The organism is Acuticoccus yangtzensis, from assembly GCF_001927245.1.
GTDB lineage: Bacteria > Pseudomonadota > Alphaproteobacteria > Rhizobiales > Amorphaceae > Acuticoccus > Acuticoccus yangtzensis.
In genome coordinates this window covers 18838-43923 of record NZ_MJUX01000001.1, presented here as the reverse complement: position 1 = coordinate 43923, position 25086 = coordinate 18838, and the positions used below count along the sequence as shown (strand labels likewise).

16 protein-coding genes are annotated in these 25086 nt (G+C 69.8%); 3 read left to right on the top strand and 13 right to left on the bottom strand.

The window, feature by feature from the left end:
- Window positions 1-43: 43 nt before the first annotated feature.
- The 13 genes from BIX52_RS00165 to BIX52_RS00105 all read right to left on the bottom strand — a co-directional run bounded on the left by BIX52_RS00165 (window position 44) and on the right by BIX52_RS00105 (window position 14747).
- Window positions 44-1321 carry a flavin-dependent oxidoreductase gene (locus BIX52_RS00165; RefSeq protein ID WP_075219037.1) on the bottom strand — a complete coding sequence of 426 codons (1278 nt, stop codon included), beginning with the start codon at window positions 1319-1321 and terminating at the stop codon, window positions 44-46.
- Between the two features lie 15 nt (window positions 1322-1336).
- Window positions 1337-1792 (bottom strand): cupin domain-containing protein, encoded by a 456-nt coding sequence (locus BIX52_RS00160; RefSeq protein WP_075219036.1) that lies wholly within the window; start codon window positions 1790-1792, stop codon window positions 1337-1339.
- Window positions 1793-2086: 294 nt separating this feature from the next.
- A complete protein-coding gene (locus BIX52_RS00155) occupies window positions 2087-2782 on the bottom strand; it encodes an ABC transporter ATP-binding protein (protein ID WP_075219035.1) in 696 nt (231 codons plus the stop codon).
- On the bottom strand, window positions 2782-3528 hold the full coding sequence (locus BIX52_RS00150) for an ABC transporter ATP-binding protein (protein WP_075219034.1): 747 nt from the start codon (window positions 3526-3528) through the stop codon (window positions 2782-2784). Before BIX52_RS00150 ends, BIX52_RS00155 begins: the two co-directional genes overlap by 1 nt.
- On the bottom strand, window positions 3525-4529 hold the full coding sequence (locus BIX52_RS00145) for a branched-chain amino acid ABC transporter permease (protein ID WP_075219033.1): 1005 nt from the start codon (window positions 4527-4529) through the stop codon (window positions 3525-3527). The genes BIX52_RS00150 and BIX52_RS00145 overlap by 4 nt, the downstream gene beginning before the upstream one ends.
- Window positions 4526-5449 carry a branched-chain amino acid ABC transporter permease gene (locus tag BIX52_RS00140; protein ID WP_075219032.1) on the bottom strand — a complete coding sequence of 308 codons (924 nt, stop codon included), beginning with the start codon at window positions 5447-5449 and terminating at the stop codon, window positions 4526-4528. The genes BIX52_RS00145 and BIX52_RS00140 overlap by 4 nt, the downstream gene beginning before the upstream one ends.
- Before the next feature lie 86 nt (window positions 5450-5535).
- Window positions 5536-6708 carry an ABC transporter substrate-binding protein gene (locus BIX52_RS00135; RefSeq protein WP_075219031.1) on the bottom strand — a complete coding sequence of 391 codons (1173 nt, stop codon included), beginning with the start codon at window positions 6706-6708 and terminating at the stop codon, window positions 5536-5538.
- A gap of 328 nt (window positions 6709-7036) precedes the next feature.
- Complete coding sequence (locus BIX52_RS00130; protein WP_075219030.1) at window positions 7037-9421, bottom strand: oxidoreductase; 2385 nt, start codon at window positions 9419-9421, stop codon at window positions 7037-7039.
- Window positions 9422-9507: 86 nt separating this feature from the next.
- Window positions 9508-10791, bottom strand: coding sequence for a TRAP transporter large permease (locus tag BIX52_RS00125; protein ID WP_075219029.1), 1284 nt, complete (start codon window positions 10789-10791; stop codon window positions 9508-9510).
- Window positions 10792-10852: 61 nt separating this feature from the next.
- Complete coding sequence (locus tag BIX52_RS00120; RefSeq protein WP_083659896.1) at window positions 10853-11428, bottom strand: TRAP transporter small permease; 576 nt, start codon at window positions 11426-11428, stop codon at window positions 10853-10855.
- Window positions 11425-12438, bottom strand: coding sequence for a TRAP transporter substrate-binding protein (locus BIX52_RS00115; RefSeq protein ID WP_075219028.1), 1014 nt, complete (start codon window positions 12436-12438; stop codon window positions 11425-11427). Before BIX52_RS00115 ends, BIX52_RS00120 begins: the two co-directional genes overlap by 4 nt.
- A 220-nt stretch (window positions 12439-12658) precedes the next feature.
- A complete protein-coding gene (locus BIX52_RS00110) occupies window positions 12659-13825 on the bottom strand; it encodes a DegT/DnrJ/EryC1/StrS family aminotransferase (protein WP_075219027.1) in 1167 nt (388 codons plus the stop codon).
- A 10-nt stretch (window positions 13826-13835) separates the two neighbouring features.
- Window positions 13836-14747: a Gfo/Idh/MocA family protein gene (locus tag BIX52_RS00105; protein ID WP_075219026.1), complete on the bottom strand. Its 912-nt coding sequence runs from the start codon at window positions 14745-14747 to the stop codon at window positions 13836-13838.
- A gap of 355 nt (window positions 14748-15102) precedes the next feature.
- On the opposite strand from BIX52_RS00105, the gene BIX52_RS00100 reads away from it, so the two are divergent.
- From BIX52_RS00100 to BIX52_RS00090, 3 genes are all read left to right on the top strand, one after another.
- A complete protein-coding gene (locus tag BIX52_RS00100; protein ID WP_245803121.1) occupies window positions 15103-16017 on the top strand; it encodes a PfkB family carbohydrate kinase in 915 nt (304 codons plus the stop codon).
- Window positions 16018-16167: 150 nt separating this feature from the next.
- The gene (locus BIX52_RS00095) at window positions 16168-23472 is read left to right on the top strand and encodes a type I polyketide synthase (protein WP_075219024.1); all 7305 of its coding nucleotides are present in this window, start codon (window positions 16168-16170) and stop codon (window positions 23470-23472) included.
- A complete protein-coding gene (locus BIX52_RS00090) occupies window positions 23469-24854 on the top strand; it encodes an aminotransferase class I/II-fold pyridoxal phosphate-dependent enzyme (RefSeq protein ID WP_083659895.1) in 1386 nt (461 codons plus the stop codon). Before BIX52_RS00095 ends, BIX52_RS00090 begins: the two co-directional genes overlap by 4 nt.
- Window positions 24855-25086: the final 232 nt, after the last annotated feature.

Here is a 25086-nt window from a genome sequence, read left to right as displayed (position 1 = left end):
GTGAGGGCCGGTCGCCCGGTGCGCTCGGTGCGCCCGGTGCGCCTTATTGGGCGGCGACCGGGGCCGAGAGGAGGTGGGGCGTGCCGCGCCGCTGCTCGCCGCTGGCAAACCCCGCCGTGCCGGCATAGCCGCCGACGATCGCCGCGCGTTCGGCCCGGCTCATCACCTTGTCGATCGCGTCGAACCCGCCGGGGGCGCGCTTCTCCGCCTCGTCGATCACCCGTTCCGGCCCGCCTTTGCGGTTGAGCGCGACGACCTCCGCGGTTTTCGGCAGCCGCTCCGCCTCGTAGGCGTGAAGCGCCTGGTGGGGATGCTCGGCCCGCTGCAGCGCGTCCGCCAGACACCGCGCGTCCAGGATCGCCTGGGAGGCGCCGTTGGAGCCGACGGGGTACATCGGATGCGCCGCGTCGCCGAGCAGCGTCACGCGCCCGTGCGTCCACCGGGGCAGCGGGTCGCGGTCGCACATCGGGTACTCGAACGCCTGTTCGGTCGCGGCGACGAGCGCGTTCACGTCGTAGTCCGGGATCTTGAAGCGCCGCGCATAGGGGAGCACCAGGCTGCGCTGCGCCGGGCGCGACCAGCTTTCCTTCGGCGGCGGCGAGGTCTCCCCGTCCGCCATCTTGATGTTGACGACCCAGTTCATGAGCTGCTTGCCGCCCGCCTCGTGGGCGATCGGGTAGAGCACGAACTTGGCGCCCATACCGCCGCCGATCGCCATCGACCGGCCGTCGCGCCAGGGCGTGAATTCCGTCGCCCCGCGCCACATGAGGACGCCGTTCCATTTCGGCGGCCCTTCGTTCGGGTAGAACCTGCGCCGGCCGGCCGAGTGGATGCCGTCGGCGCAGATGAGGATGTCCCCGCGCGCCGTCAGCCCCGGACCGCCCGCCGCCGAATCGAGAAAGTGGGCGGTGATCCCGCCCTCGTTCTCAATGAAACCGGCGAGGCTGAGCCCCGTCTTCACCGCGCCGGGGCCGAGGCGCTGGATCACCGCGTCGTAGAGCACCTTCTGCAGCCGGCCGCGGTGGATGGAGAATTGCGGAACGTCGTGCCCGGCGTCGATCCCGCGGGGCTCTGACCAGACCTCCTGGCCGTAACGGTTGTAGTAGAAGAGCTCGCGGGTGCGCGGGGCCACCACGTCGAGCGCCGCGAGGAGGCCGAGATCAGCCAGCTCCTTGATGGCGTGGGGCAGGGTGTTGATGCCGACCCCCACCTCGCGCACCGCCGGCGACTGCTCGTAGATCGTCGCCCTGATGCCGCGGCGGTGCAGCATCAGCGCCGTGGTGAGGCCGCCGACACCGGCGCCTGCGATGATGACGTTCATGGACCCCTCCCTCGATCAGGCGTCGTCCGGCGGCGGCAGGAAGTCGACCTCGTGCTTGGCCGAAAGCGCGACCACCTCGGCCGGATCAGCCTCGGGGCCGAGATTGTGCAGCGCCCAGAAGAGATCGTACAGCCGCGCCGCCGGGGTCACCCAGAAGACGCATTTGACCGCGGCGTCCGACTTGTTGAAGAGGCCGTGCGGCTTGCCCCGCGGCAGGCGGATGAGGTCGCCCGGCTCGGCGATGCCCTCGGTGCCCTCCAGCACCGTGGTGAGCCGGCCCTCCAGCATGTAGATGAACTCGTCCTGCGTCGGGTGGATGTGCGGCGGAACGAACGTCCCCGGCGGGAAGGTCGCATGCCACGACAGGCAGGATTCGCTGTGCTGCTTGGGGACGTAGGTCTGGCCCAGAATGTTCCAGACGATCCCGTCCATCCCTTCGCCATGCTTGGTCACGCCGGCGGTCATGGTCATCGGTGGGGCTCCTCGTTGCGGGACTGTGGGGGCTTGAATTTGAAGCGCTGTGTCGGCGGCGAGGCTGCAGCGAGGGTGTTCCCCCTCGCGCTCCCCCGCTTCGCCAGCGGGCAGGCGTTCAGTGTGAGAGTGCGAAGAGCACTCTCCCTCTGAACACCTGGTGCAAGGCTGTTGAGGTTCGGAACGGCGTCAAGTGCCCGTCCTCCCCATGCTCGCGCCCTCTCTTTGGAGAGGGCACTGTGCGTGGGTCCGGGCGGGCACTTGACCCCGCCCCGAACCTCGGATGACAGCGCCTCAGACATGCAGGAACCTGTCCTTGATGTCGGGCGTGGCCTTGAGGTCGGCCGTCGAGCCGGTCCACGCGATGCGGCCTTTCTCGATCACCACGTGGCGGTCGGCGAAGGTGGCGAGCGCGTCGACGTTTTTGTCGATCACCAGGATCGCCTCGCCCGCCGCCTTGATCGCCTTGAGGCACGACCAGATCTCCTCGCGGATCAGCGGGGCGAGGCCTTCGGTCGCCTCGTCCAGCACCACCAGGCGCGGATTGGTCATCAGCGCGCGGCCGATCGCCAGCATCTGCTGCTCGCCGCCCGAAAGCTGGTTGCCCATGTTGCGGCGACGCTCCCGAAGGCGCGGAAAGAGGTCGTAGACGCTGGCGAGCGTCCAGCGGCTCGTTCCCTCGTTGCGGTGCGTCGCGATGAGGTTCTCCTCCACCGACAGCGTCGGGAAGATCTGCCGCCCCTCCGGCACCAGGCCGAGACCGTGCCGCGCGATGATGTGCGGCGCCTTCCCCGTCACGTCGTCCCCGTCGATGGTGATGCGCCCGCCCTTCGGCTTCAGAAGGCCGAAGATGGACTTCACCGTCGTCGTCTTGCCCATGCCGTTGCGGCCGAGCAGCGTGACCACCTCGCCCTTGTTCACGGCGAGGTCGATGCCGAACAGGATGCGCGATTGGCCGTAGGCGGCTTCGAGCCCTTCCACCTTCAGCATCAGGCGTCCTCCCCCAGATAGGCGGCGCGCACCGCGGGGTCGGCGCGCACCGCCGCCGGGTCCCCCGTCGCGATCAGCTTGCCGTAGACGAGGACGCTGACACGGTCCGCGAGCGCGAACACCGCCTCCATGTCGTGTTCGATCAGCATGATGGTGTGGGTGGATTTGAGCTGACGCATCAGGTCGATGAGGATGGCGCCTTCCTCGTGGCCCGTTCCGGCGAGAGGTTCGTCGAGGAGGAGCATCTTGGCGCCCGTGGCGAGGGCGATGGCGATTTCGAGCTGCCGCTTCTCGCCGTGCGAGAGCGTGCCCGCCTGGCGGTGGGCGCGGTCGGCGAGGTTGACGCGGGCGAGCGCCTCCATCGCCTCGGCGTTGAGCGCGGTCTCGGACGCAGCCGGGGTGAGGAAGCGGAAGGACGAGCCGGACCGGGCCTGCACCGCGGTCGCCACGTTCTCCAGCACCGAGAAGCCGTCGAGGATCGAGGTGATCTGGAACGAGCGGGCGAGGCCGCGCTTGACGCGGGCCACCATGGAGAGACGCGTGATGTCGGCGCCGTCGAAGTGGACCGCGCCGGAATCGCTTTTGAGGCTGCCCGAGAGCTGGTGGATGAACGTCGTCTTGCCCGCGCCGTTGGGGCCGATGATGGCGTGCAGCTCGCCCGCGGGAACGTCGAGCGAGATGCCGTCGGTCACCTTCAGCGCGCCGTAGGACTTGCGCAAGTCGCGGATGGAGAGGAGGGCGCTCATGCGCGGCCCCCGAAGAGGCGGGAGAACAGGCCCGCGATGCCGCCGCGTGTATAGAGCACCAGAAGGACGATGATGGCGCCGAAGACGATGTGCCAGTGCTCGGTCAGCCCGGACAGCACCTCTTCGAGGACGAGGAAGCCGACCGCACCGGCGATCGCCCCGGTCAGCGTGCCCATGCCGCCCAGCACCACCATGACGATGAGTTCGCCCGAGCGCTGCCAGGTCATGAAGGCGGGCGACACGAATTCGGTCTGGTTCGCCAGGAGGACGCCGGCGAGGCCGCACAGCGCACCGGCGATGACGTAGGCCGTGAGCTGGTAGCCGAACGGCGCGAAGCCGATCGCCTGCATGCGGACACGGTTGTCGCGCGTCCCCCGCAGCACCCGGCCGAAGCGCGAGGCGACCACGGTGCGCAGCAGGACGAAGGCCGCCGCGAGGACGGCGAGGGCGATGTAGTAGAAGGTGACGTCGTTTTCGATCAGAGGTGCGCCGAAGAGGGTCGAGCGGTGTTGCAGGGTGCGTCCGTCGTCACCGCCGAACGCCGACAGCGAGACGAAGAAGAAGTACGCCATCTGCCCGAAGGCCAGCGTGATCATGATGAAGTAGACGCCCTTGGTGCGCAGTGAGATCGCGCCGGTGACGAGGGCGAAGAGGGCCGAGCCGGCGATGGCGGCGAGCGACTGGAGGAGGAGGTCGTCGATGCCCGCGGCCGCGAGGATGACCACCGCATAGGCGCCGAAGCCGAGGAAGGCGGCGTGGCCGAACGAGACCATGGCGCCGTAGCCGAGGACGAGGTCCAGCGACAAGGCGGCGATGGCGAAGATGACGATGCGCGTGGCGGTGACGACGAGGAAGGGGTCGCCCATCGCCGTCGCCGCGGGAGGCAGCACCGCGAAGAGGGCGAGGAGGACGATGCCGCCGATGAGCGCGCCACGGCCGGCGAGGCGCGGGCGGGCGGGGGAAGCGGCGTCGGCGGCGCTGGTGAGGGTGGTCTCGCTCACGATGCGCCCGCCTTGGGGAAGAGGCCCGAGGGACGCGCGAAGAGGACCGCCGCCATCAGGATATAGATCAGCATCGGCGCCAAAGTGCGGCCGGTCTGCGAGGCGGCGGAGGGGTCCATCAGGCTTCTGAGGATGATGGGGCCGAAGGTGCGCCCCACCGTGTCGACCACGCCGACGAGGATGGCGGCCACGAAGGCCCCGCGGATCGACCCCACCCCGCCGATGACGATGACGACGAAGGTGAGGATGAGGATGTTGTTGCCCATCCCCGGCTCGACGGAAAGGATCGGCGCCACCATCGCCCCCGCGAACCCGGCCAGCATCGCCCCGAGACCGAAGACGAGCATGAAGAGCCGCTTCACGTCGACGCCGAGGGCCGAGACCATCGGCGCATTGGTGGCCCCGGCGCGCAGCAGCATGCCGATGCGGGTACGCGCCACGAGGAACCACAGGCCGAGCGCGGTCACTAGTCCGGCGGCGATGATGACGATGCGGAAGACCGGAAAGCGCATCGGCCCGATGAGCGGCACGGAGCCGGACAGGATGTCGGGGATCGGCACGGACAGCGGCGCCGCACCCCAGATCATCTTCACCCCCTCGTTGAGGATGAGGATGAGGCCGAAGGTGGCGAGCACCTGCTCCAGGTGGTCGCGGTCGTAGAGCTGGCTGAAGATCAGCCGTTCGAGGACGATGCCGAAGAGGAGCGCCGCGGGGAGCGCCAGGGCAAGGCCGATGAAGAAGTCGCCCGTCAGCGAGGTGAAGGTCGCCGTCAGATAGGCACCCACCATGTAGAGCACGCCGTGGGCGAGGTTGATGAGGTCCATGATGCCGAAGATCAGCGTCAGGCCCGCCGCGACGAGGAACAGGAGGATGCCGAACTGTAGGCCGTTCAGCGCCTGGAGCAGGAGGAGGTTCGTCATGGTCCCCGTGTTGCCGGTGTGTCGGGGTGCGCCGCGCGGGGCACACGCGCGGGCCGGCACCCCCGGAGGGGCGCCGGTCGTCGGTGTTATTTCGCCATCTGGCACTGGGAGGCGTAGTTGTCGGCGTAGTCGTCGAAGATCTTTTCGGCGATCTGCGTCTCGAACTTGCCGTCGTCGCGCTTGGCGACCTTCACCAGGTAGAAGTCCTGGATCGGGTAGTTGTTGGGTCCGAACTTGAAGTCACCGCGCAGCGAGGTGATGTCCGCCGCGCGCAGGCCCGCGCGGATCGCGTCGGAGTCCGACACGTCGCCCCCGGCGGCCTTGATCGCGCTGTCGATGAGCTGGGCCGCGTCGTAGGCCTGCATCGCGTAGGTGCCGGGCACCGCGCCGTACTTTTCTTCGTAGGCGGCAACGAATTCCTTCGAGGCCTCGTTGTCGAGGTCGGGCGCCCAGTTGGCGCCGCCGAAGAAGCCGACCGCCGCGTCCTGCTGGGCGGGAAGCGTCGTCTCGTCGACGGTGAAGGCTGAGAGGAAGGGGATCGTGTCGAGCCCCGCCTGGCGGTACTGCTTGACGAGGTTCACGCCCATGCCGCCCGGCATGAAGGTGTAGATGGCGTCCGGCTGGTAGGCGGCGATCTGCGCCAGTTCGGCCGAGAAGTCGAGCTGGCCGAGCGGCACGAACACTTCGCCGACGACTTCGCCTTCGTAGGAGTGGCGGAAGCCGGCCAGCGCGTCCTTGCCGGCCTGGTAATTCGGCGCCATCAGGAAGACGCGGCTGTAGCCGGTGTCCTGCGCATACTTGCCGAGGACTTCGTGAACCTGATCGTTCTGGTAGGAGGCGACGAAGAGGTTCGGGTTGCACTCGGCCCCGGCGAAGGTGGAGGTGCCGGCGTTGGGGCTGATGAGGAAGGCGCCCGCGTCGGTCACGGGTTTGGCGATCGCCTGCATGATGTTGGAGAAGATCGGCCCGACAACGAAGTCGGCGCCGTCCCGCTCGACCAGCTCGCGCGCCTTGGTGGCGGCGATGTCCGGCTTCAGCTCGTCGTCGACGACGATGATCTCGGTCGGGATGCCGCCGAGCTGGCCGCCCATCTTCTCGACCGCGAGTTCGAAGCCGTTCTTGGCCTGCTCACCGAGGACGGCGGGCGGGCCCGACAGCGTCAACATGATGCCGATCTTGACGCCGTCCTGGGCCATGGCCGGGCCGGCGACGATGGTCGTCGCCAACAGGGCGGCGCCGACTTTCAGAATAGTCCTCATCCACGTCTCTCCACGCGAGTGTTCTTTTGCACAGCGCGCTGGCTTGGCGAGAAATATCCCGCCAATCCTTGCGCACCCAGCCGCTGCGCCCGCTTCCAAATACTTTACGCATAAAATATTGGGCGGCAACTGCTTTCGTCGCATCGGAGAATGTCTCGCCACAATTGATGAGACAACCGGCGTTGTGCTGAGCGAACGGGCGGGACCTGCCCAGCCATGGAGCGGACGAGGGCGGACAGGGGGCGGACGAGGGCGGACGGGGGTGGCGGTCGCGGAACCGGGGCGCGCCGGGCGGCGCGGTCCCGCGGTCGCGCGGGGGCAACGCGGCCTATTCGGCGGCGCGGCGCGGCGGCGGGGCGGGCGTATCGGCGGGCGCGGTATAAGGGCGCGGCCGGGCCTTGCGGCGCAGCTCCATCTCCTGCTCGCGGCGCTTCTTCATCTCGCGCTGCGCCTGGTCGCGTCCGGCGAAATATTGCGCTGGCCAGTGCTGGTTGCGCGCATCGTACCAGGCGGCGGCCTCGCGCGTCAGATAGGGCGACCACATGTGCGGCCGCCCCAGCGCCACGAGGTCGGCGCGGCGGGTGTGGATGATCGTGTTCACCTGCGCCGCCTCGGTGATCGCGCCGACGGCCATCGTCGCCATCTTCGGCACGTTGCGGATCGCCTCGGCGAACTTCACCTGGAACATGCGGCCATAGACCGGCGCCTGCTCGGCCACCGTCTGCCCCGCCGACACGTCGACGAGATCGCACCCCGCCGCCGCGAAGGCCTCGGCGACGGCGAATGTGTCCTCCTCGGATATGCCGCCCTCCATCCAGTCGCTGGCCGAGATGCGCACCGACATCGGCCGCTCGGCGGGCCACACCGCGCGCATCGCCGAGAACACCTCGAGCGGGAAGCGCAGGCGGTTTTGGATGCTGCCGCCGTAGTCGTCGGTGCGGTGGTTGGTGAGGGGGGAGAGGAAGGAGGCGATGAGGTAGCCGTGGGCGGCGTGCAGCTCAAGCATGTCGAAGCCCGCGCGGGCGGCACGTTCCGCCGCCTGGACGAAATCGGCGGTGACGCGTTCCATGTCGCCCCGGTCCATCGCCTTCGGGGTCTGGCTGATGCCGGAGTGGTAGGGGAGCGCCGAGGCCGACAGGAGCGGCCAGTTCTTCGCGGCGTCGGCGATCGGATAGTCCATCGTCTCCCAGCCGAGCTGCGTCGACCCTTTGCGCCCGGCGTGGCCGAGCTGCATCGCGATCTTCGTGCGCGTGTGGGTGTGGATGAAATCGACGATCCGCGCCCACGCGGCCTCCTGCGCGTCGCTCCAGAGGCCCGGACAGCCGAGCGTGATGCGCGCGTCGGGCGACGGGCACGTCATCTCGCAAAAGACGATGCCGGGGCCGCCGAGGGCGTGGCTGGTATAGTGGACGAAGTGCCAGTCGGTGAGGTTGCCGTCCTCGTCCGCGCTGTACTGCGCCATCGGGCTCATCACGACGCGGTTTTCCACCTCCATCTCGCGCAGGCGGATCTTGGTGAACATCGGCGTCGGGCGAGACTTGCGGTAGTCGTAGCCGGTCCTGCGGAAGTGCTCCTCGTAGAAGGCGGTGTCGACGGCGTCGACGAAGGCCGGATCGCGCACGAGGAGGTTGTCGTAGGTCACCGACTTGGCCCGGCACATCACGACCATGGCGAACTGCTCCAGGCTCATGTCCCAGGAGCGGTTCATGTGCTCGAACCAGGCGAGCGACACGTCGGCATTGTGCTGGATGATGTCGCACGGGGCGCGGCGCGCCTCCTCGTAGGCGCGGAAGGCGGCGGAAACGTCCGCCTCGCCGTGCTCCACCACCGCATCGGACAGGGCGATTGCGCACTCCATGGCGAGCTTGGTGCCCGAGCCGATGGAGTAGTGGGCCGACGCCTTCGCATCGCCGAGGAGGACGATGTTGCGGTGGGTCCAGTTGCGGCACTGGATGCGCGGGAACTGGCGCCAGTTGGAGCGGTTCAGCAGCAGCGGGTGACCGTCGAGTTCGTCCGCATAGAGCGCGGCGAGGGCGTCCGCCGAGGCCTTTTCGTCCATCTGGTCGAAGCCGTGGCCGCGCCAGCAGGCATCGTCCATCTCGAAGATCCAGGTCGAGAGGTCCGCCTCGTACTGGTAGGTGTGGGCGCAGATGATGCCGTGGTCGGTCTGTTTGAAGAAGTAGTTGAACTCGCCCATCGGCCGGGACGAGCCCATCCAGCAGAAGCGGTTGGCCTTCAGTTCGACCTGGGGCTGGAAGGCGTCGGCGTAGTAGTCGCGGATCTTCGAGTTGATGCCGTCGGCGGCGACGATGATGTCGGACGAGGCGAAGCGGGTGGCGATCTCGTCGGCGGGGATGGCTTCGGCGAAGTGGAGCGCAACGCCCTCCTGGCGGCAGCGGTGCTGCAGGATGGACAGGAGCAGCTTGCGGCTCATCCCCGCGAATCCGTTGCCGCCGCAGCGCATGGTGGCGCCGTCCTTGTGGATGGCGACGTCGTCCCAATACTCCATCTCGGCGCGGATGTGCTGGAAGGAGCGGCGGTCGCGCGACAGGAACTCGCCCAGCGTCTCGTCGGAGAAGACGACGCCGAAGCCGAAGGTGTCGTCGGCTCGGTTCTGCTCGTAGATCTCGATCTGCCAGTCGGGCCGGCGCTTCTTGGTCAGAAGCGCGAAATAGAGCCCACCCGGTCCGCCGCCGATCACCGTGATCTTCATCGGGTCCTCCCGCGCTGTGCCGTCTCGTTCGCGGTGTTAGTTTAAGCCTAAAATGGTTGCGGTCCAGGGGGCAGCGGGCGGGGCGCTCACATTGTTCCGGGAAGGAAGAGGGCCAGCCCCGGAACGGCGATGAGGAGGGCGACGCGCACCATGTCCATCGCCACGAACGGGACGAGGCCGCGGAACACGGTGCCGAGCTTCAGCCCCTTGTTCACCGACGTGAGCACGAAGGCGTTCATGCCGACGGGGGGCGTGATGTAGCTGATCTCGGTGGCGACGACGACGAAGATGCCGAACCAGACGAGATCGAACCCGGCCGCCTGGGCGACGGGGTAGAAGATCGGCACCGTGAGGACGATCATCGACAAGCTCTCCAGGACGCAGCCGAGGACGATGTAAATGGCAAACATGGTCACGATGATGGCGAGCGGCGAGGAGAGGAGGCCGAGGGCTTCGCGCAGATCCGTCGTCATGCCGGAGAGGGTGACGTAGTTGGCGAAGGTGAGGGCGCCGAACAGGATGAAGAACATCATCGCCGTCATCTTGGCGGTCTCGAACAGGGTGGCGAAGGTTTCGCGCGGGGCGAGGCGGCCGCGGGCGATGGTGAGGACGAGCGCCCCGGCGGCGCCGCAGCCCGCCGCCTCGGTGACGGTGAAGACGCCGAAATAGATGCCGCCCATGACGAAGGCGAAGAGGAGAAGCGCGCCGGAGACGCCCTTGAGGGCGCGGATGCGTTGGCCGAGCGGCAGCGCCTCCTCGCGCGGCAGCTCGATCCCCCCGGCGGCGATGGCGATGCGCACGGCGGCCACGTAGAGGACGACGCCGACGAGGCCCGGAACGACCCCGGCGAGGAAGAGGGCGCCGATGTCCTGGCTCGTCATGATGCCGTAGAAGATGAGGATGACGGACGGCGGGATGAGGATGCCGAGCGTTCCGCCGGCGGCGATGGAGGCGGTGGAGAGGCTGTCCGGGTAGCCGAAGCGGCGCATGGACGGGAGCGCGATCTTGGACATGGTGGCGGCGGTGGCGAGGGAGGATCCGCACACCGAGGAGAAGCCGCCGCAGGCGACGATGGTGGCCATGGCGAGGCCGCCGCGCCGGTGCCTCAGCCAGGCGTGGGCGGCGGTGTAGAGGTCGCCGGCGATGCCCGACTGCATGACGAAGTTGCCCATCATGAGGAAGAGGGGCAGCACGGAGAGGGAGTAGTTGCGGGCGTTGTCGAAATAGGTCTGGCCGAGCAGGGAGAGGGCCGGTCCGATGCCGATGATCGAGGCGACGCCGCCGACACCGACCGTCATCATGGCGAAGGCGATGGGGACGCCCATCATCATGAGGGCGACGAGGATCGCCATGCCGTAGGGCCAGTCCATGGGCGGTAACGCTCCGGTCGGGCCGGGCCGCCATGGCCCGGCGGGAAAGGTCAAATGCGGGTCAGGCGGGGCTGCCGCGCCTGGTGCCGCCGTGCCCCGCTCCGGTGACGACGAGGGCGAGTGTGAGGCAGGCGGCGAGGCCCGACAGCGCCGCCGCCGTGTAGGCGATCGGCGCGACCGGAAGGGCGAGGTAGGTGGTGACCTCGCCATAGGAGCCGAGCCGCTGGCCCTGCACCGCGAGCCGCCACGCGACGAGGCCGAGGGCGGCAGCCGTGAAGAGCCGCGCCGCGCCAAGCTCGACCGCGCGGGCGCGGGGGCCGAGCTTGTCGGTCAGGAGCCGCACGGTGACGTGGCCATCGTCGAGGCAGACGGCGGGGAGGCCGCAGAAGATGACGGCGGCGAGTAACAGCTCGGTGATCTCGGCCGCGCCGAAGATGGGGGCGTTGAAGAGGTAGCGTCCCGCCACGTCCGCCACGGTGATCCCCATGAGGCCGAGGAGGAGCACCGCCGCAAGCACCGCGAGTGCGAGCCGCACCGGGCCGAGGACCAGCGGCGCGGCGGGGTCTGTCGCGGCAGGGTCTGTCGCGGCGGAGTCGTCCGCGGTGTAGGGAGCGGCGGCGCGGTCGGGGCCGGTCATTCGGCGGTGACGGTCTCGATCTCGGCCTTCAAGGCGGCGAGGGCGGCGCGGGCGTTGATCCCGGCTTCGTCCGCCTCGGCGAGCTTGGCGTCGATGACCGGCTGGAGCGCGGCGGTGAAGGCGTCGATCTGCTCGGGCGTCGCCTCGGTGAGGGTGATCTTGCCCTCCATGGCGGCGCGGCCCGCGGCGTCGGCCTTGTCCCAGGCCTGGCCGGCCATGCGGGCGAGCGCCTCGCCGGACACCGTGTCGATGGCGGCCTGATCCTCGGCCGAGAGGCTCTCCCAGCGGGCCTTGTTCATCACCACGAAGAAGGAGGTGTTGTAGAGCCCGCCGGGCACGGTCAAGCCGCGGTCGAGCAGCGAATCGAGCTTGAAGAAGGTGACCGATTCGAACGGGAAGAGGATCCCGTCCGCGACGCCGCCCGACAAAAGCTCGTAGGTCTTCGACGAGGGGGCGAGCATGGGCGCCGCGCCGAGCGCCGCCGCCACGTCACCCGCGATGCCGCCGCCGACGCGAATCTTGGTGCCCTCCAGCGGCATGCCGGCGGAAAGGTCCACGCCTTCGGTGAAGATCTCGCCGGGGCCGTGGGTGAAGACGGCGAGGACCTTCACGTCGTCCGATTCGCCGGCGCCGGCCAGCATGTCCTCGTAAACGCGCCAGTAGGCGACGGAGAGGGTCTCCGCGCTGTCGCCCAGGAACGGCATTTCGGCGATGGAGACGGTCTTGAAGCGGCCGGGATTGTAGCCGTGCACGCCGTAGGTGATGTCGGCGATGCCGTTGACGGCGAAGTCGTAGTGGGCGGGCGGCGGACCCAGCGGCGCGTCGAGGATCTGGACGGTGACGCGCCCTTCCGTCGCCTCGGCGATGGCGGCCGCGTAGGGCACCATCACGTCCTTCATCAACGGGTGGCTGGGGGGCAGCCAGTTGGCCATGCGCAGGACCGTCTGCGCGGTGGCGGGCCCGGCGATCAGGCAGAGGGCGAGGGGGAGGGCGAGCGCGAGGGATCGCATGATCCGGTCTCCATCATCGGGGCAAGCTCGGCGCGGGAAAGGGGCGGGAGCGCGCCCTATCCTCCGAGCGATGCAGCGAGATTGCACGCTTGGCCGAGCCTTGCCAAGCGGTGCGGCACCGCGCCCCGGCGCGCAGGCCGGATGGAGAATGACGCCCACCACCAACCAAAAAGCCGGCCCTGAGGCCGGCTTTCGGATCGTCGCGGAGGCAGGGGGCGCCTCAGAGGGAGGCGATGGCCTCGGACACGGCCTCGGCGACGCGGCGGGCCTCGTCGTCGGTCAGGTCCGGCCCCATGGGAAGGCTGAGGACCTCGTTCGCCAGCGTCTCGGACACGGGCAGCTTCTCCTCGCCGGTCAGCATCTCGCCGAAGGCGGGGTGGCGGTGCAGCGGCACACGGTAGAAGAGGCCGGTGCCGATTTGGCGGTCGGTCAGCGCCTGGCGCACCGCGTCGCGGTACTGGACGCGCACGGTGTAGAGCGCCCAGGCCGAGCGCACGGTCTCGGTATCGGCTTCCGGCAGCGTGACGACACCGTCCAGCAGCTCCGAATAGAGCGCGGCGAGTTCGGCGCGGCGGTTCAGCTCGGCCTTGAAGACGGAGAGCTTGGACAGGAGGATCGCCGCCTGAATGGTGTCGAGCCGGCCGGTCATGCCGATGCGCATCGCCTCGTCACCGTCGCCCTGGCGGCCGTGGGTGCGGATCTGGCGCACGGCGGAGGCGAGTTCGTCGTCGTCCGTCAGCACCGCGCCGCCGTCACCGAAGGCGCCGAGCGGCTTGGTGGGGTAGAAGGAGACGCAGGAGATCGGCGCCAGCGCACCGACGCGGGCGCCGTCCAGCGCGCCGCCGAAGGACTGCGCGGCGTCGGCGATCAGCGGCAGGCCGTGCGCGTCGGCGGCGGCCTTCAGCGCCGGATAGTCGGCCGGGCGGCCGAAGAGGTCCACCGGCATGACGGCCTTCGGGGCCAGGCCGCGGGCCTTCGCGGAGGCGACGGCGGCGTCGATCTTGGAGGCGTCCATGTTGTAGGTCGCCTCGTCGACGTCGACGAAGATGGGGGTCGCGTTGACGGCGATCACCACCGCGGCGGTGGCCGAGAAGGTGAAGGCGGGGACCAGAACCGCGTCGCCGCGGCCGATGCCCATGGCCATCAGCGCCATGATCAGCGCGTCGCGGCCTGAGGACACGGCGATGCAGTGCTTCACGCCGGAGAAGGCGGCGAGGTCCTGCTCGAGCTCGGTGACTTCGGGGCCGAGGATATATTGGCCGTGGTCGAGCGCCTTGGCGATGCGGCGGTCGATGTCATAACGCAGGCGGGCCTGCTGGCGCTTGAGGTCGAACAGCGGGATCGGGGACGTTTCGACGATCGGGTCCCGCGCGAGAATGGCAGTCATGTTCGACCTTTCAGGCAGACAACTGGAACGACGTGGAGGCGATCGCGGAACGGATGCGTTCCGCGACGGCGAGGGCGGCCTGTCCGTCACGGCCTGTGACGGTGGGCTGGGGGCCGCCTTTGACGGCTCGAACGAACTCGTCGAGCTCGGTGAAGAGGTTGTCGCGCGGGGCGATTTCGGCGTCCTGCGCGATGGTGCCGTCCTTGGTGCGGGCGAGGCGCCCGGCGGCGAGGTCCGCGCGCCACACACCGTCACGGTCGTGGACGGTGAGGACGCGTTCCACCACCGGCGAGAGGCGGCTGGCGGAGAGGTCCGCGGTGACGCCGTTCGCGAAGGTGAGGCGGGCGACGGCCGATTCGCTGCCGCCATCGGGTGCGAAGGCGGTGACGGTCGTCGGCATGGCGCCGGCGAGGGTCAGAGCGAGGTCGATGTCGTGGATCATGAGGTCCAGCACGACGTCGGCCACCGGGGGGACGGGGCGCGGCGGGTTGTGGCGGCGCGCGGCGATGTGCGTGACGCCGCGGGTGGCCGCCGCGAGGGCCGCGAAGGCGGTGCTGAACCGCTCGATATGGCCGACCTGCAGAACCACGCCGGCGCGTTCGGCGGCGGCGACGAGGGCGGCGGCGTCCGCATCGGTCCCGGCGATGGGCTTTTCGATGAAGACGGAGACGCCGCGGGCGATCAGCGGCTCGGCGATGGCGCGGTGATACTCGGTCGGCACCGCGATCACCGCCGCGTCGGGCGTGATCGACGCGATGTCGGTGGTCCAGCGGGTTCCGTTCGCCTCGGCGAGCGCCTCGGCCCGTGCCGCATCGCTGTCCACGACGGTGACGGTCGTGACCAGGGGGTGCTGGCTGAGGTGCCTGGCGTGATGTCGCCCGAAGGATCCGGCGCCGATGGAGGCTACGTGAAACTCTTGCATGCCGCGTGAAGTAGCATGCGCTTCGATACTTTCGAGTTACCAGAACGCCCGAAAGCCGCCCCGCGCACTCAAATGGTGTTGCACCATGTTACCGATCGGCATGTTTGCCACGGTGGAGCGGCGTTGCCTTGCAGTTGAGGCGGGCCGGCTATGCATGAGGCGTGGGGCTTGATCGATTCGTCATCTCGCCGAAGCCTTTGCAGCACTCTTGAGCAGGCCCGGCGGGGCGAGGGCGATCAAGCAAGATCGAATCATATACTTGCCTTGTCGGCGCAAGACCTCTCTATGTCCGTCCCCAGCCGGAGGCGCGGGCGCCGCGTGAGCCGGGTGAGGAGAAGGAGACGGCGGTTTGATCGTGTCGTGCGGCGAGGCCCTGGTCGACCTGATGCCCGACTGGCTGGACGGCGGGCGGATCTACCGCCCCGTGCTCGGCGGGTCGGCTTATAATGTGGCGATCGGCGTGGCGCGGCTCGGCGGGCGGGCGGCCTATCTCTGGGAGCTGTCGACGGACGAGCTCGGGTGCGCCTACGCCCAATCGCTCGCCGGGGAGAAGGTGGACCTCAGCGCCGTGCGGCGGGACGGGCGGCCGACGCCTGTGTGCATCGTGGACCTGTCGGGGCCGGAGCCGCGCTACAACATCGCCGATCCGGGCCGGGTGATGCACGACACGCCGCTTCCCGGACTGCCGGAGGGGGCCGAGATCGTCGTCGTCGGCTCCGCGGTGCTGGCCCAGGAGCCGGTGGCGGACACGCTGGAGCAACTCGCCGCGGCCGCGCCTCTGGTGGCGATGGATTATAATGTGCGCGAACCCTCCATCACCGACCGCGCCCGCTACAGGGCGCGATTGGAGCGGATGTCCGCCCGCGCCGGAATCGTGAAGGCGAGTGATGCTGATCTGCGCATGATCGGGGTGGACGATCCGGTGGCATTTTTGCACCGTAGATTGGAGGAGGGCGCGGCACTGGCCGTCCTGACGCGCGGCGCGGACGGTGTGACCGCGTTCACGCGGGCGGGCGAGGTCGAGGTCGAGGCCCATCCTGTGGCACTTGTCGACGCGGTCGGGGCGGGGGATGCATTCATGGCAGGTTTATTAACTGCGCTTCAGAATCGCGGGCTGTTGTCGGCGGCGGCGCTGGCGGAGCTTCGCGGGGCGCCGCTCGGCGCGGTCGTTGATGCGGCGCAGGCCGCGGCGGCGGCGGCGTGCGGCAAACGGGGGGCGGTGATGCCGCTGCGGACCGAAATCGGTGGATCACACTTCGCGCCCGCCTGAGATCGCACCTTTGTTGCTTGGAAATCGTCGATCGCCTATGCGTTTTTGTCGGCCTGCCCTGCCAGGTATTGTTGCGTCGGCGCCGGTTGATATCCCGGCAAGTTCGGTAGGCTTGTGCCGGTTCGCCGGTTGGACTGAAGGATCGCCAGTATGACGGTTACGGACTCGCGTGTTGCTCTAGTCGGGTCCGCCTGCCGCCTCCCGCAAGCCGACGGCTTGGAGGCATTCTGGGACGTTCTCGTGGGCGGGCGGTGCGTGATCACCTCGCTCGACGAGGAGCGATTCGGCACGGCGCCTTATCTCCATCCGGACCGTTCGCGGCCGGGCCGCTCGGTCACCTTCGCCGCCGGCCAGATCGCGCGGCCCTACCACTTCGACCCCGGCTTCTTCGGCATCTCCCCGCGGGAGGCGGCGACGATGGATCCGCAGCAGCGCGTTCTCCTCGAAGTCGCCGTGGAGGCGCTGGAGAATGCGGGCATCCCGGCGGACAAGCTGGCGGGCGAAAAGGTGGGCGTCTATGTCGGCGCGTCGTCGTTGGATTATTCCAACGAAGCGCAGCTCGACCCGATGTCGATCGAGCCGCAGTCGATGACCGGCAACACGCTCTCCATCGTCGCCAACCGCATCTCCTACGTGTTCGACCTCAAGGGGCCGAGCTACACGGTGGACACCGCCTGCTCGTCCTCGCTGATCGCGCTGCACCATGCGATCGAGGACATCCGCGCCGGAAAGATCGAGACGGCGATCGTCGGCGGCGTGTCGCTGCTTCTCAATCACATTCCCTTCATCGGCTTCTCGCGCGCCTCGATGCTGTCGGAGAACGGCCTCTGCCGGGCGTTCGACGCGGGGGCAGACGGTTATGTCCGCTCCGAGGGCGCGATCGCGATGGTGCTGCGGTCCGAAGCGGCGGCTAAGCGCGACAAGGACCCGATCCGCGCCCGCTTCATCGGCTCCGGCATCAACGCGGACGGGCGCACGGCGGGCCTGTCGCTGCCGTCGCCCACCGCGCAGGCGGACCTGTTGCGCGAGGTCTATGAGGGCGGGGCGATCGACCCCGCCGCGCTCGCCTTCGTGGAGGCGCACGGAACGGGCACGCGCGTCGGCGATCCGATCGAGACCAACGCCATCGGCACCGTGCTCGGCCAGCGCCACGGCGATCCGCTCTTGATCGGCTCGTCGAAGACCAATTTCGGCCATCTGGAGCCGGCGTCCGGTCTCGTCGGCGTGCTCAAGTCGCAACTGGCGCTCGCCAACGACCTGCTTCCCGCCTCGCTCCATTTCGAGACGCCGAACCCCGACATCGATTTTGCCGGGCTGAACCTTTCCGTGGCGCACGAGGCGACCCGCCTGGCGCCGTCCGAGACGCTGCGTCTGGCCGGCATCAACTCGTTCGGCTTCGGCGGCGCCAATGCGCACGTTGTGATGGCCGACGGCGAGAAGGCCGCCCCCGCCGCCGCGCAGCGCACCGACGCGCCGCTGGTGGTGACCGCCGCCACCCGCGCCGCGCTGGGCGAGCTTGCCGCCCGCACCGCCGCCGCGCTGACCGGAGCGGGGCCGCAGGCGGTCGCCGCGCACGTCAACGCCGCGGCCCACCGCCGCCAGCGCCTCGCCCACCGCGCCGTCGTGGCGACCGGCGACGCGACGGCGATGGTCGAGGCACTCGGCGCCATCGCCAAGGGGGACGACCATCCGCTGGCCGCCGTCGGCGAGGCGGCGAGCGTTTCCGAAAAGCCGGTCTTCGCTTACTCGGGCAACGGTTCGCAGTGGGCCGGGATGGGCCGCGCCGCCTACCAGGGCGAGACCGATTTCCGCCTCTCCTTCGACCGAACGGACCGCATCTTCATGTCCGTCGCCGGTTGGTCGCTGGTGACGATGCTGTTCTCCGGCGACCTCGAAACCGAGATCGAGCGGACCGAGATCGCCCAGCCGCTGCTGTTCGCCATCCAAGTGGCGCTGACCGACGCGCTGGAACGCCGCGGCATCACCCCGGCCGCGGTGATGGGCCATTCGGTGGGCGAGGTGGCCGCCGCCTGGGCCTCCGGCGCGCTCACCCTCAACGACGCCGTGAAGGTGATCCACGCCCGGTCCACGCACCAGGAGGTGACGCGGCATCTGGGCGGCATGGCGGCGCTGCTGCTGCCGCCGGAGGAGGCCGCCGAGGCCATCGCGCCCTATCAGGGGCTGGAGCTGGCGGCGATCAATTCCAGCCGCTCCGTGACGATTTCCGGCCCGGCCGAGCAGCTCGCCATCTTCGGCAAGGACGCCCGCAAGAAGCGCTGGGCGATGAAGCGTCTCGACCTCGACTATCCGTTCCACTGCGCCCTGGTGGAGCCGATCCGCGGGCCGCTGCTGCAGTCGCTCGCCGGCATCGCGCCGCGGGCGACGACGATCCCGATGATCTCCACCGTGACCGGCGCGCCGGTGGACGGCAGTGCGCTGGGTGCCGACTACTGGTGGGAGAACGTGCGCCAGCCGGTCGACTTCCAGAAGGGGGCGATGGCCGCGCTCGGCGCAGGGCACCGCCTGTTCGTGGAGATCGGCCCGCGCCCTGTGCTGACGGGCTACCTCAGCGACGCCACCCGCACGGCCGAGATCCGCGCCACGGTGCTCCCGTCCTTCCGCCAGGCGGAGGGGCCGGCCGAGCCGGTGGCCGAGGTGCTGCGCGCGCTGATCGCCCACGGCACCGCGATCGACGATGCGGCCCTGTTCGGCGAGCGCCGGGCGATGCCGGACGTGCTGCCGACCTATCCCTGGCAGCACCAGCGCTTCAAGAAGGCCGAATCGCCCGACATCGTGTGGCTGATGAAGCGGCGCGATCATGCGCTTCTGGGCGACCGGGTGCGCGAGGACGTCCACGAGTGGCGCATCAGCCTCGACCCGGTGGTGCTGCCTTTCCTCGCCGATCACACGGTGGAAACGTCCGTCGTCTTCCCGGCGGCGGGCTTTACCGAGATGCTGCTGGCGGTCGGCCGCATCCGCTATCCCGGCCAGCCGGTCGAGGTGCGCGGGCTCGACATCCTGTCGCCGCTGGTGCTGGACGCCGACGTCGACCGCTCGGTGCGCACGCGCGAGGTGTCGCCTGGCGTCTTCACCATCTGCAGCCGCGTGCGCGATTCGGACGATCCGTGGTCGATGCACGTGAAGGCGACCGTGGCGAAGGCCCCCGCCGCGCCGCACGGCGAGCGGATCGCGCTGCCTGACGGTGCACCGACCGTGCCAGCCGCGCGGCTCTACGAGATCACGTCGCAATTCGGCCTGCCTTACGGGCCGGTCTTCCGCCGTGCCAATCTGGTGACGCTGGTGGACGATACGCACATCCACGTGCGTCTCAGCCCGCCGGACCCTGCCACGCAGAGGCTGAAGCTGGCGCTCGACCCGACGATGTTCGACGCCTGCTTCCACGGCCTCTTCGCCTTCCTCGCCGACCATGGCGCGGCGGCGAACGTGGCGGTGCTGCCGATCCGTCTCGGCCGGCTGACGCTGGCTGACGCCGCGGCGACGCCGGTCGAGGCCGCGATCACCGTGCGCCGTCCGACCGAAGGCATCGTCGAAGCCGACTTCGTGCTGTTCGACGCGGCCGGCGCGGTGGTGGCGAGCGCCGATCAGGTGCGCTTCCAGGCCGTGCCGCTGGCCCATCATGCGGGTGATCCCGTCGTGGCGGCGCCCAGCCTGCGCCGTGTCGCCAGAGCCGGGGCCGCCGCCGCCGACCTTTCCGTATTGACCGAGGCGACCGGCGCCGAGAGCGAGCCGTCCGAAACCGCGCTCTTCGTCGAGGCGGGCGTTCTCGCCGCCGCCGCCGAGGCGCTGCGCCCGGTGCTGACCCCGCCGACCACGCTCCACGCCGCCGTCACCGAGGGGCGCCTCGCCGGCAATGCGGTGCCGCTGGCGGCGCGCGTTCTCCCGGCGCTCGTCGCGGCGGGCATCGCCGAGGAGACGGACGGCGCTTTCGCGCTCACCGGCGAGCCGGTGGACATCGCCGAGATCGTCACCATCCTCATCGAGGAGCACCCGGACAGGCTCGCCGAAGCGACCCTTCTGGCGGCGCTTCCCGAGTGGCTGGCGTCGATCTTCCGCACCGGCATGCCGGCCGAGCATCCCGCCTCCGACGCCATCCTCGACCAGCTTCTGATGAGCGCGCCCTTCGTGGCCCCGCTCTACGACGCGCTGGGCGAGGCGGCGGAGGCGGCAATCGGCGGCACCACCGCGGCGCTCACCGTCTGTGTGGTCGGGGCCGGCAACACGGCCTTCCTGCGGCGCGTCGCGGGGGCGGTCGACCCGTCCCGCGTGCGCCTCACCATCACCGACGCGGACGACACCGAGATCGAGCGCACCGCGCTCGTCTGGGATCGGCGCGAGGCGGTGCAGCTCGAACCCTTCGAGGCGGCGCGTGAGCACCGTTACGACCTCGTCGTCGTGGCGCCCCAGTTCGGCCCGGTGGACGTCGCCCCGTGGACGGCGACGCTGCGACCGGGCGGGCGGATTCTCGGCGGCGCGCTGTCCGGCAGCCTGTTCGCGGACGTCATCGGCGGCCTCACCGCGTCCTGGTGGAACGCCTCGCTGGATGCTGAAAGCCCCGTCGGCGCGCTCAACGCCCCGGCGGACTGGACGGCTGCGCTTACCGACGCCGGCCTTAAGAGCGTGGACGTGCGCACCCTGCCATCCGGCGAGACGGACGCGGTGCTCTTCACCGCGGCCCGTCCCGCGACCGGCGCCGCGCCGCGCCTGGAAACGGCGCCCGCGCTCGTCGCCGTCGGCCCCGCCGCGGGCCGCACGCTGGAGGCTCTGCGCGCCATCCTCGACGATGCGCCGGAGCTGACCGGCCTCGACACCGTGCCGGACGGTCCGGTCGTCGTCGCCGTGGACGTTCCCGAATCGGCGTCGCTGGCCGCGCGTCTTGCCGACCTCGGCGCCTATCTCGTGGCGCTCGACCCCGACGCGCGCGCGGTCACCTTCGTGACATTCGGCGCCCATGTGGAGGGCCGCACGGAGGTGCGTCCCGCCGCCGCCGCCGTCGCCGCCTTCGGCCGTGTCGCGATGAACGAGTTCCCGCATCTCGACATCCGCCTAGTCGACATCGCCGCGTCCTTCGACGCCAGCGAGGCGGCGGTCCGGCTGATGGCCGAGCTCGCCGAGCCCAACGGTGAACGCGAGATCGTGCTGTCCAGCGATCACCGCTCCGTCATGCGCTACGTGCCGCTGAAGGCCGAAGCCGCGGGCGAGGCGCTGACGCTCGCGATCCCGCGCCGCGGCTCCATCGACAACCTCGTGTGGGCGCCGACCGCCCATTCGGCGCTCGGCCCCGGCGACGTGCGCATCCGCGTCGACGCCTCGGGCCTCAACTTCCGTGACGTGATGTGGACGCTGGGCCTCCTGCCGCACGAGGCGCTGGAGGACGGTTTCGCCGGTCCGACGCTGGGCATGGAATGCGCCGGCGTGGTCGAGGCCGTGGGCGATGCGGTGACCGGTGTCGCGCCGGGCGATCAGGTGCTCGCCTTCGCGCCGCAGTCCTTCGCCAGCCACGTGACGGTGACCGCCGATTCGGTGATCCCGCGTCCCGAGGGCCTCGCCCCCGAGGCTGCCGCGACCATGCCCGTCGCCTTCCTCACCGCCTTCTACGCGCTGATCGAGCTGGCGCGTCTGGAAGAGGACGAGACCGTTCTCATCCACGGCGGTGCGGGCGGCGTCGGCCTCGCGGCGATGCAGATCGCCAAGTGGCGGGGGGCGCGCGTCTTCGTCACCGCAGGCACGCCGGAGAAGCGGGCCCTGCTGCGCCAGCTCGGCGCCGACGCCGTGTTCGATTCGCGCTCGCTCACCTTCGCCGAGGAGGCCGTCGCGGCCACCGGCGGCGCGGGTGTCGACGTCGTCCTCAACTCCCTCGCCGGCGAGGCGATGGAGCGCTCGCTGGACACGCTGAAGCCGTTCGGCCGCTTCTGCGAGCTCGGCAAACGCGACTTCTACGCCGACACCAAGCTCGGCCTGCGCCCGTTCCGCCAGAACCTCAGCTACTTCGGCATCGACGCCGACCAGCTGATGAAGCACCGGCCCAAGGTCGCCCGGCGTGTCCTGACGCAGATCGTCGAGATGATGGATTCCGGCGACCTGACCCCGCTGCCCTTCCGCCCCTTCGACGCGGGGGGCGTGAAGGACGCCTACCGGCTGATGCAGGCGGCCGGGCACATCGGCAAGATCGTCGTCACCCCGCCGCAGCCGGCCGAAGCGCCCGCCGCAGTGCCCGCCACCGTGTCGGCGGACAAGGCCTATCTGTTGGTCGGCGGCGTCTCCGGCTTCGGCTTCCGCACCGCGGAGTGGCTGATTGCGGAAGGCGCGCGCGATCTCGTCCTCGTCTCCCGCTCCGGCGTGAAGGACGAGGAGGTGGCCGCCGCCATCGACGCCTACCGCAAGGACGGCGTCGCGATCGACGTGCGCCACGCCGACGTCACCGACGCGGCCGCCATGAAGGCGCTCGTCACCGACATCACGGCGCGCCGTCCGCTGGGCGGTGTCTTCCACATGGCGATGGTGCTGGACGATGCGCTCATCGCCTCGCTGGACGCGGACCGCTTCGCCACGGCGATGCATCCCAAGATCGCCGGTGCCGACGCGCTGGAGGCCGCCACCCTTGACGTTCCGCACGACATGTTCGTGCTCTACTCGTCGATCACGGTGCAGATCGGCAATCCGGGCCAGGCGAACTACGTGGCCGCCAACTGCTACCTGGAGGCCATCGCCCGCCGCCGCCGCGCGCAGGGCCGGCCGGGCCTCGCCATCGCCTGGGGCGCGATCGCCGACGCCGGTGTCTTCGCCCGCTCGCTGCAAACGTCCGACCTCTTGAAACGCAAGCTGGGCCGCCATGCGATCACCGCAGGTGACGGCCTCGCCGTCCTCAAGCGGTTCCTGGCCGAAGGGGCGATGACGACCGGTCCCGCCGTGCGCCTCATCGGCCTCGTCGACTGGGCGACCGCGCGCAAGGAGCTGGTGATCGCGAGGAGCCCCGCCTTCGAGGATCTCGCCGACACCTCCGCGGCCGACGGCGACGAGGGCGGCGACATCGACCTCGCCGAGCGCATCAAGGGCCTGTCGCCCTTCGAGGCGGTCGCCGAGGTCACGCGCCTCCTGGCGGTCGAGATCAGCCGCATCCTGAAGATGCCGGCCTCCGAGGTGGACCCGCACAAGCCGCTGACCACGCTCGGCATGGACTCGCTGATGGGCGTTGAGCTGAGGATGAGCGCGGAGCAGAAGCTCGGCGTCGACATCCCGCTGATGTCGCTGACGGCGGGGGCGACGCTCTCCGACATCGCCAAGAAGGTGGTCCACCGCACCACCGGCGAGGAAGCGAGCGACGAGGATCAGGACGCGCTGATCGCCCGCCACATCGGGTCCGCGGACCCGCGGCGTGAGGACATCGAGGCCGCGGTTCGCGAGAAGACCGCCGGGGTGAGGACGATCCTGTCATGAAGAAGCGTGGTTTGGGCGGCCTGAAGTCCTCGGCGAAGGATCAGCTCCTCGCCGCCGCGCGGGCCTCGCGCGCCGCGGGGCTGGAGCGCAAACTGGAACGCCTCGTTCCGGACAGCGGCGACGGGCGCGCCGGGGCGAAGTCGTTCGACTTCGCGTCCCTGGAGAGCGCCCGGCAGCTCAAGATCCAGCGCGCCGCGGCGGAGATGCTGAACATCGAGGTGCCCTTCTTCCGGCCCCACGATGTCCGCGCGTCCAACCACACGCGCATCGGCAACCGCGAGTACATCAACTTCTCCTCCTACGATTATTGCGGCCTCAACGGGGACCCGCGCATTCTCGCCGCCGCGGGGGAGGCGATGACGCGCTTCGGCACCTCCGTGTCCGCCTCGCGCGTGGTGTCGGGCGAGCGGCCTTTCCATCGCGAGCTGGAGCAGAATATCGCCCGCTTCCTCGGCGTCGAAGATGCGGTCGCGATGGTGTCAGGCCACGCCACCAACGTCACCACCATCGGCCACCTTCTGGGGCCGAAGGACCTCGTATTGGCCGACGCCTTCATCCACAATTCCATCGTGGAAGGGGTGCGGCTGGCGGGCGCGACGCGGCTGACCTTCCGTCACAATGACATGGACCACCTGGCCGAGCTGCTGTCCGCCAAGCGGCACCAGTTCAACCGTGTCCTCATCGCCGTCGAGGGGCTGTACTCGATGGACGGGGACACGCCGCCGCTGGACCGCCTCGTGCGGCTGAAGACGCGGCACGATGCGTGGTTGCTGGTGGACGAGGCGCATGCGCTGGGCGTGGTCGGCGCCACCGGGCGCGGCCTTGCCGAGCGCGAGGGGATCGACCCCAACGCGGTCGAGATCTGGATGGGGACGCTCTCGAAGACGCTCGCCTCGTGCGGCGGGTTCATCGCCGGGTCCGCCGCCCTTGTGGAATATCTGAAGGCGACCGCGCCGGGGTTCGTGTTCTCCGTCGGCATGCCGCCCTCCGTCGCCGCCGCCGCCAACGCCGCACTGGCGACGCTGGAGGCCGAGCCCGATCGCGTCGCGCGGCTGGTCCACAATTCGCAGCACTTCCTGAAGGCGGCGAAGGCGGCCGGGCTCGATACCGGGACCGCCGAGGGGCTGGCGGTTCTGCCCGTCATCATCGGCGATTCCATCGTCTCCGCGCTGGTGGCGCACCGGCTGGCCGAGGAGGGGGTGAACGTTCAGCCGATCATCTTCCCCGCCGTACCCGAGCAGGCGGCCCGGCTGCGTTTCTTCATCAACTCCACCCATTCCGAAGACGATATCGACACCGCCGTGCGCCTCACCGCCGAGGTGCTGGAACGCACCCGCAAGGACGGGGCGGGCCTGACGCAGCTCGCCGCCAGTCTGCGCTGAGGTCGGCGAGGCGCTGTAGCCTCCGGCGGGCTCCGGGCTCACCAAAGTCCGCTGTTGCGGACTTTGGCCTCGCAAGAACAGAACTGCGCAACAGCGCAGTTCTGGCGATCAGGGACCGCCTGATCGCCGGAGCCTGCCATCACGCTGCATCCCGTGGCCGAGCCGCGGCACACCGTCAAGGACAAGCGGCTAAAGCCGGCCTTCGGCTCCTTGACGGCGCACCACGGCCCGG

Coding starts and splice junctions, on each gene's coding strand:
- BIX52_RS00110 (WP_075219027.1), bottom strand. CDS start 13,825: ATGACTGCCATTCTCGCGCGGGACCCGATCGTCGAAACGTCCCCGATC.
- BIX52_RS00165 (WP_075219037.1), bottom strand. CDS start 1,321: ATGAACGTCATCATCGCAGGCGCCGGTGTCGGCGGCCTCACCACGGCG.
- BIX52_RS00115 (WP_075219028.1), bottom strand. CDS start 12,438: ATGCGATCCCTCGCGCTCGCCCTCCCCCTCGCCCTCTGCCTGATCGCC.
- BIX52_RS00135 (WP_075219031.1), bottom strand. CDS start 6,708: ATGAGGACTATTCTGAAAGTCGGCGCCGCCCTGTTGGCGACGACCATC.
- BIX52_RS00125 (WP_075219029.1), bottom strand. CDS start 10,791: ATGGACTGGCCCTACGGCATGGCGATCCTCGTCGCCCTCATGATGATG.
- BIX52_RS00140 (WP_075219032.1), bottom strand. CDS start 5,449: ATGACGAACCTCCTCCTGCTCCAGGCGCTGAACGGCCTACAGTTCGGC.
- BIX52_RS00150 (WP_075219034.1), bottom strand. CDS start 3,528: ATGAGCGCCCTCCTCTCCATCCGCGACTTGCGCAAGTCCTACGGCGCG.
- BIX52_RS00095 (WP_075219024.1), top strand. CDS start 16,168: ATGACGGTTACGGACTCGCGTGTTGCTCTAGTCGGGTCCGCCTGCCGC.
- BIX52_RS00130 (WP_075219030.1), bottom strand. CDS start 9,421: ATGAAGATCACGGTGATCGGCGGCGGACCGGGTGGGCTCTATTTCGCG.
- BIX52_RS00090 (WP_083659895.1), top strand. CDS start 23,469: ATGAAGAAGCGTGGTTTGGGCGGCCTGAAGTCCTCGGCGAAGGATCAG.
- BIX52_RS00120 (WP_083659896.1), bottom strand. CDS start 11,428: ATGACCGGCCCCGACCGCGCCGCCGCTCCCTACACCGCGGACGACTCC.
- BIX52_RS00155 (WP_075219035.1), bottom strand. CDS start 2,782: ATGCTGAAGGTGGAAGGGCTCGAAGCCGCCTACGGCCAATCGCGCATC.
- BIX52_RS00105 (WP_075219026.1), bottom strand. CDS start 14,747: ATGCAAGAGTTTCACGTAGCCTCCATCGGCGCCGGATCCTTCGGGCGA.
- BIX52_RS00160 (WP_075219036.1), bottom strand. CDS start 1,792: ATGACCATGACCGCCGGCGTGACCAAGCATGGCGAAGGGATGGACGGG.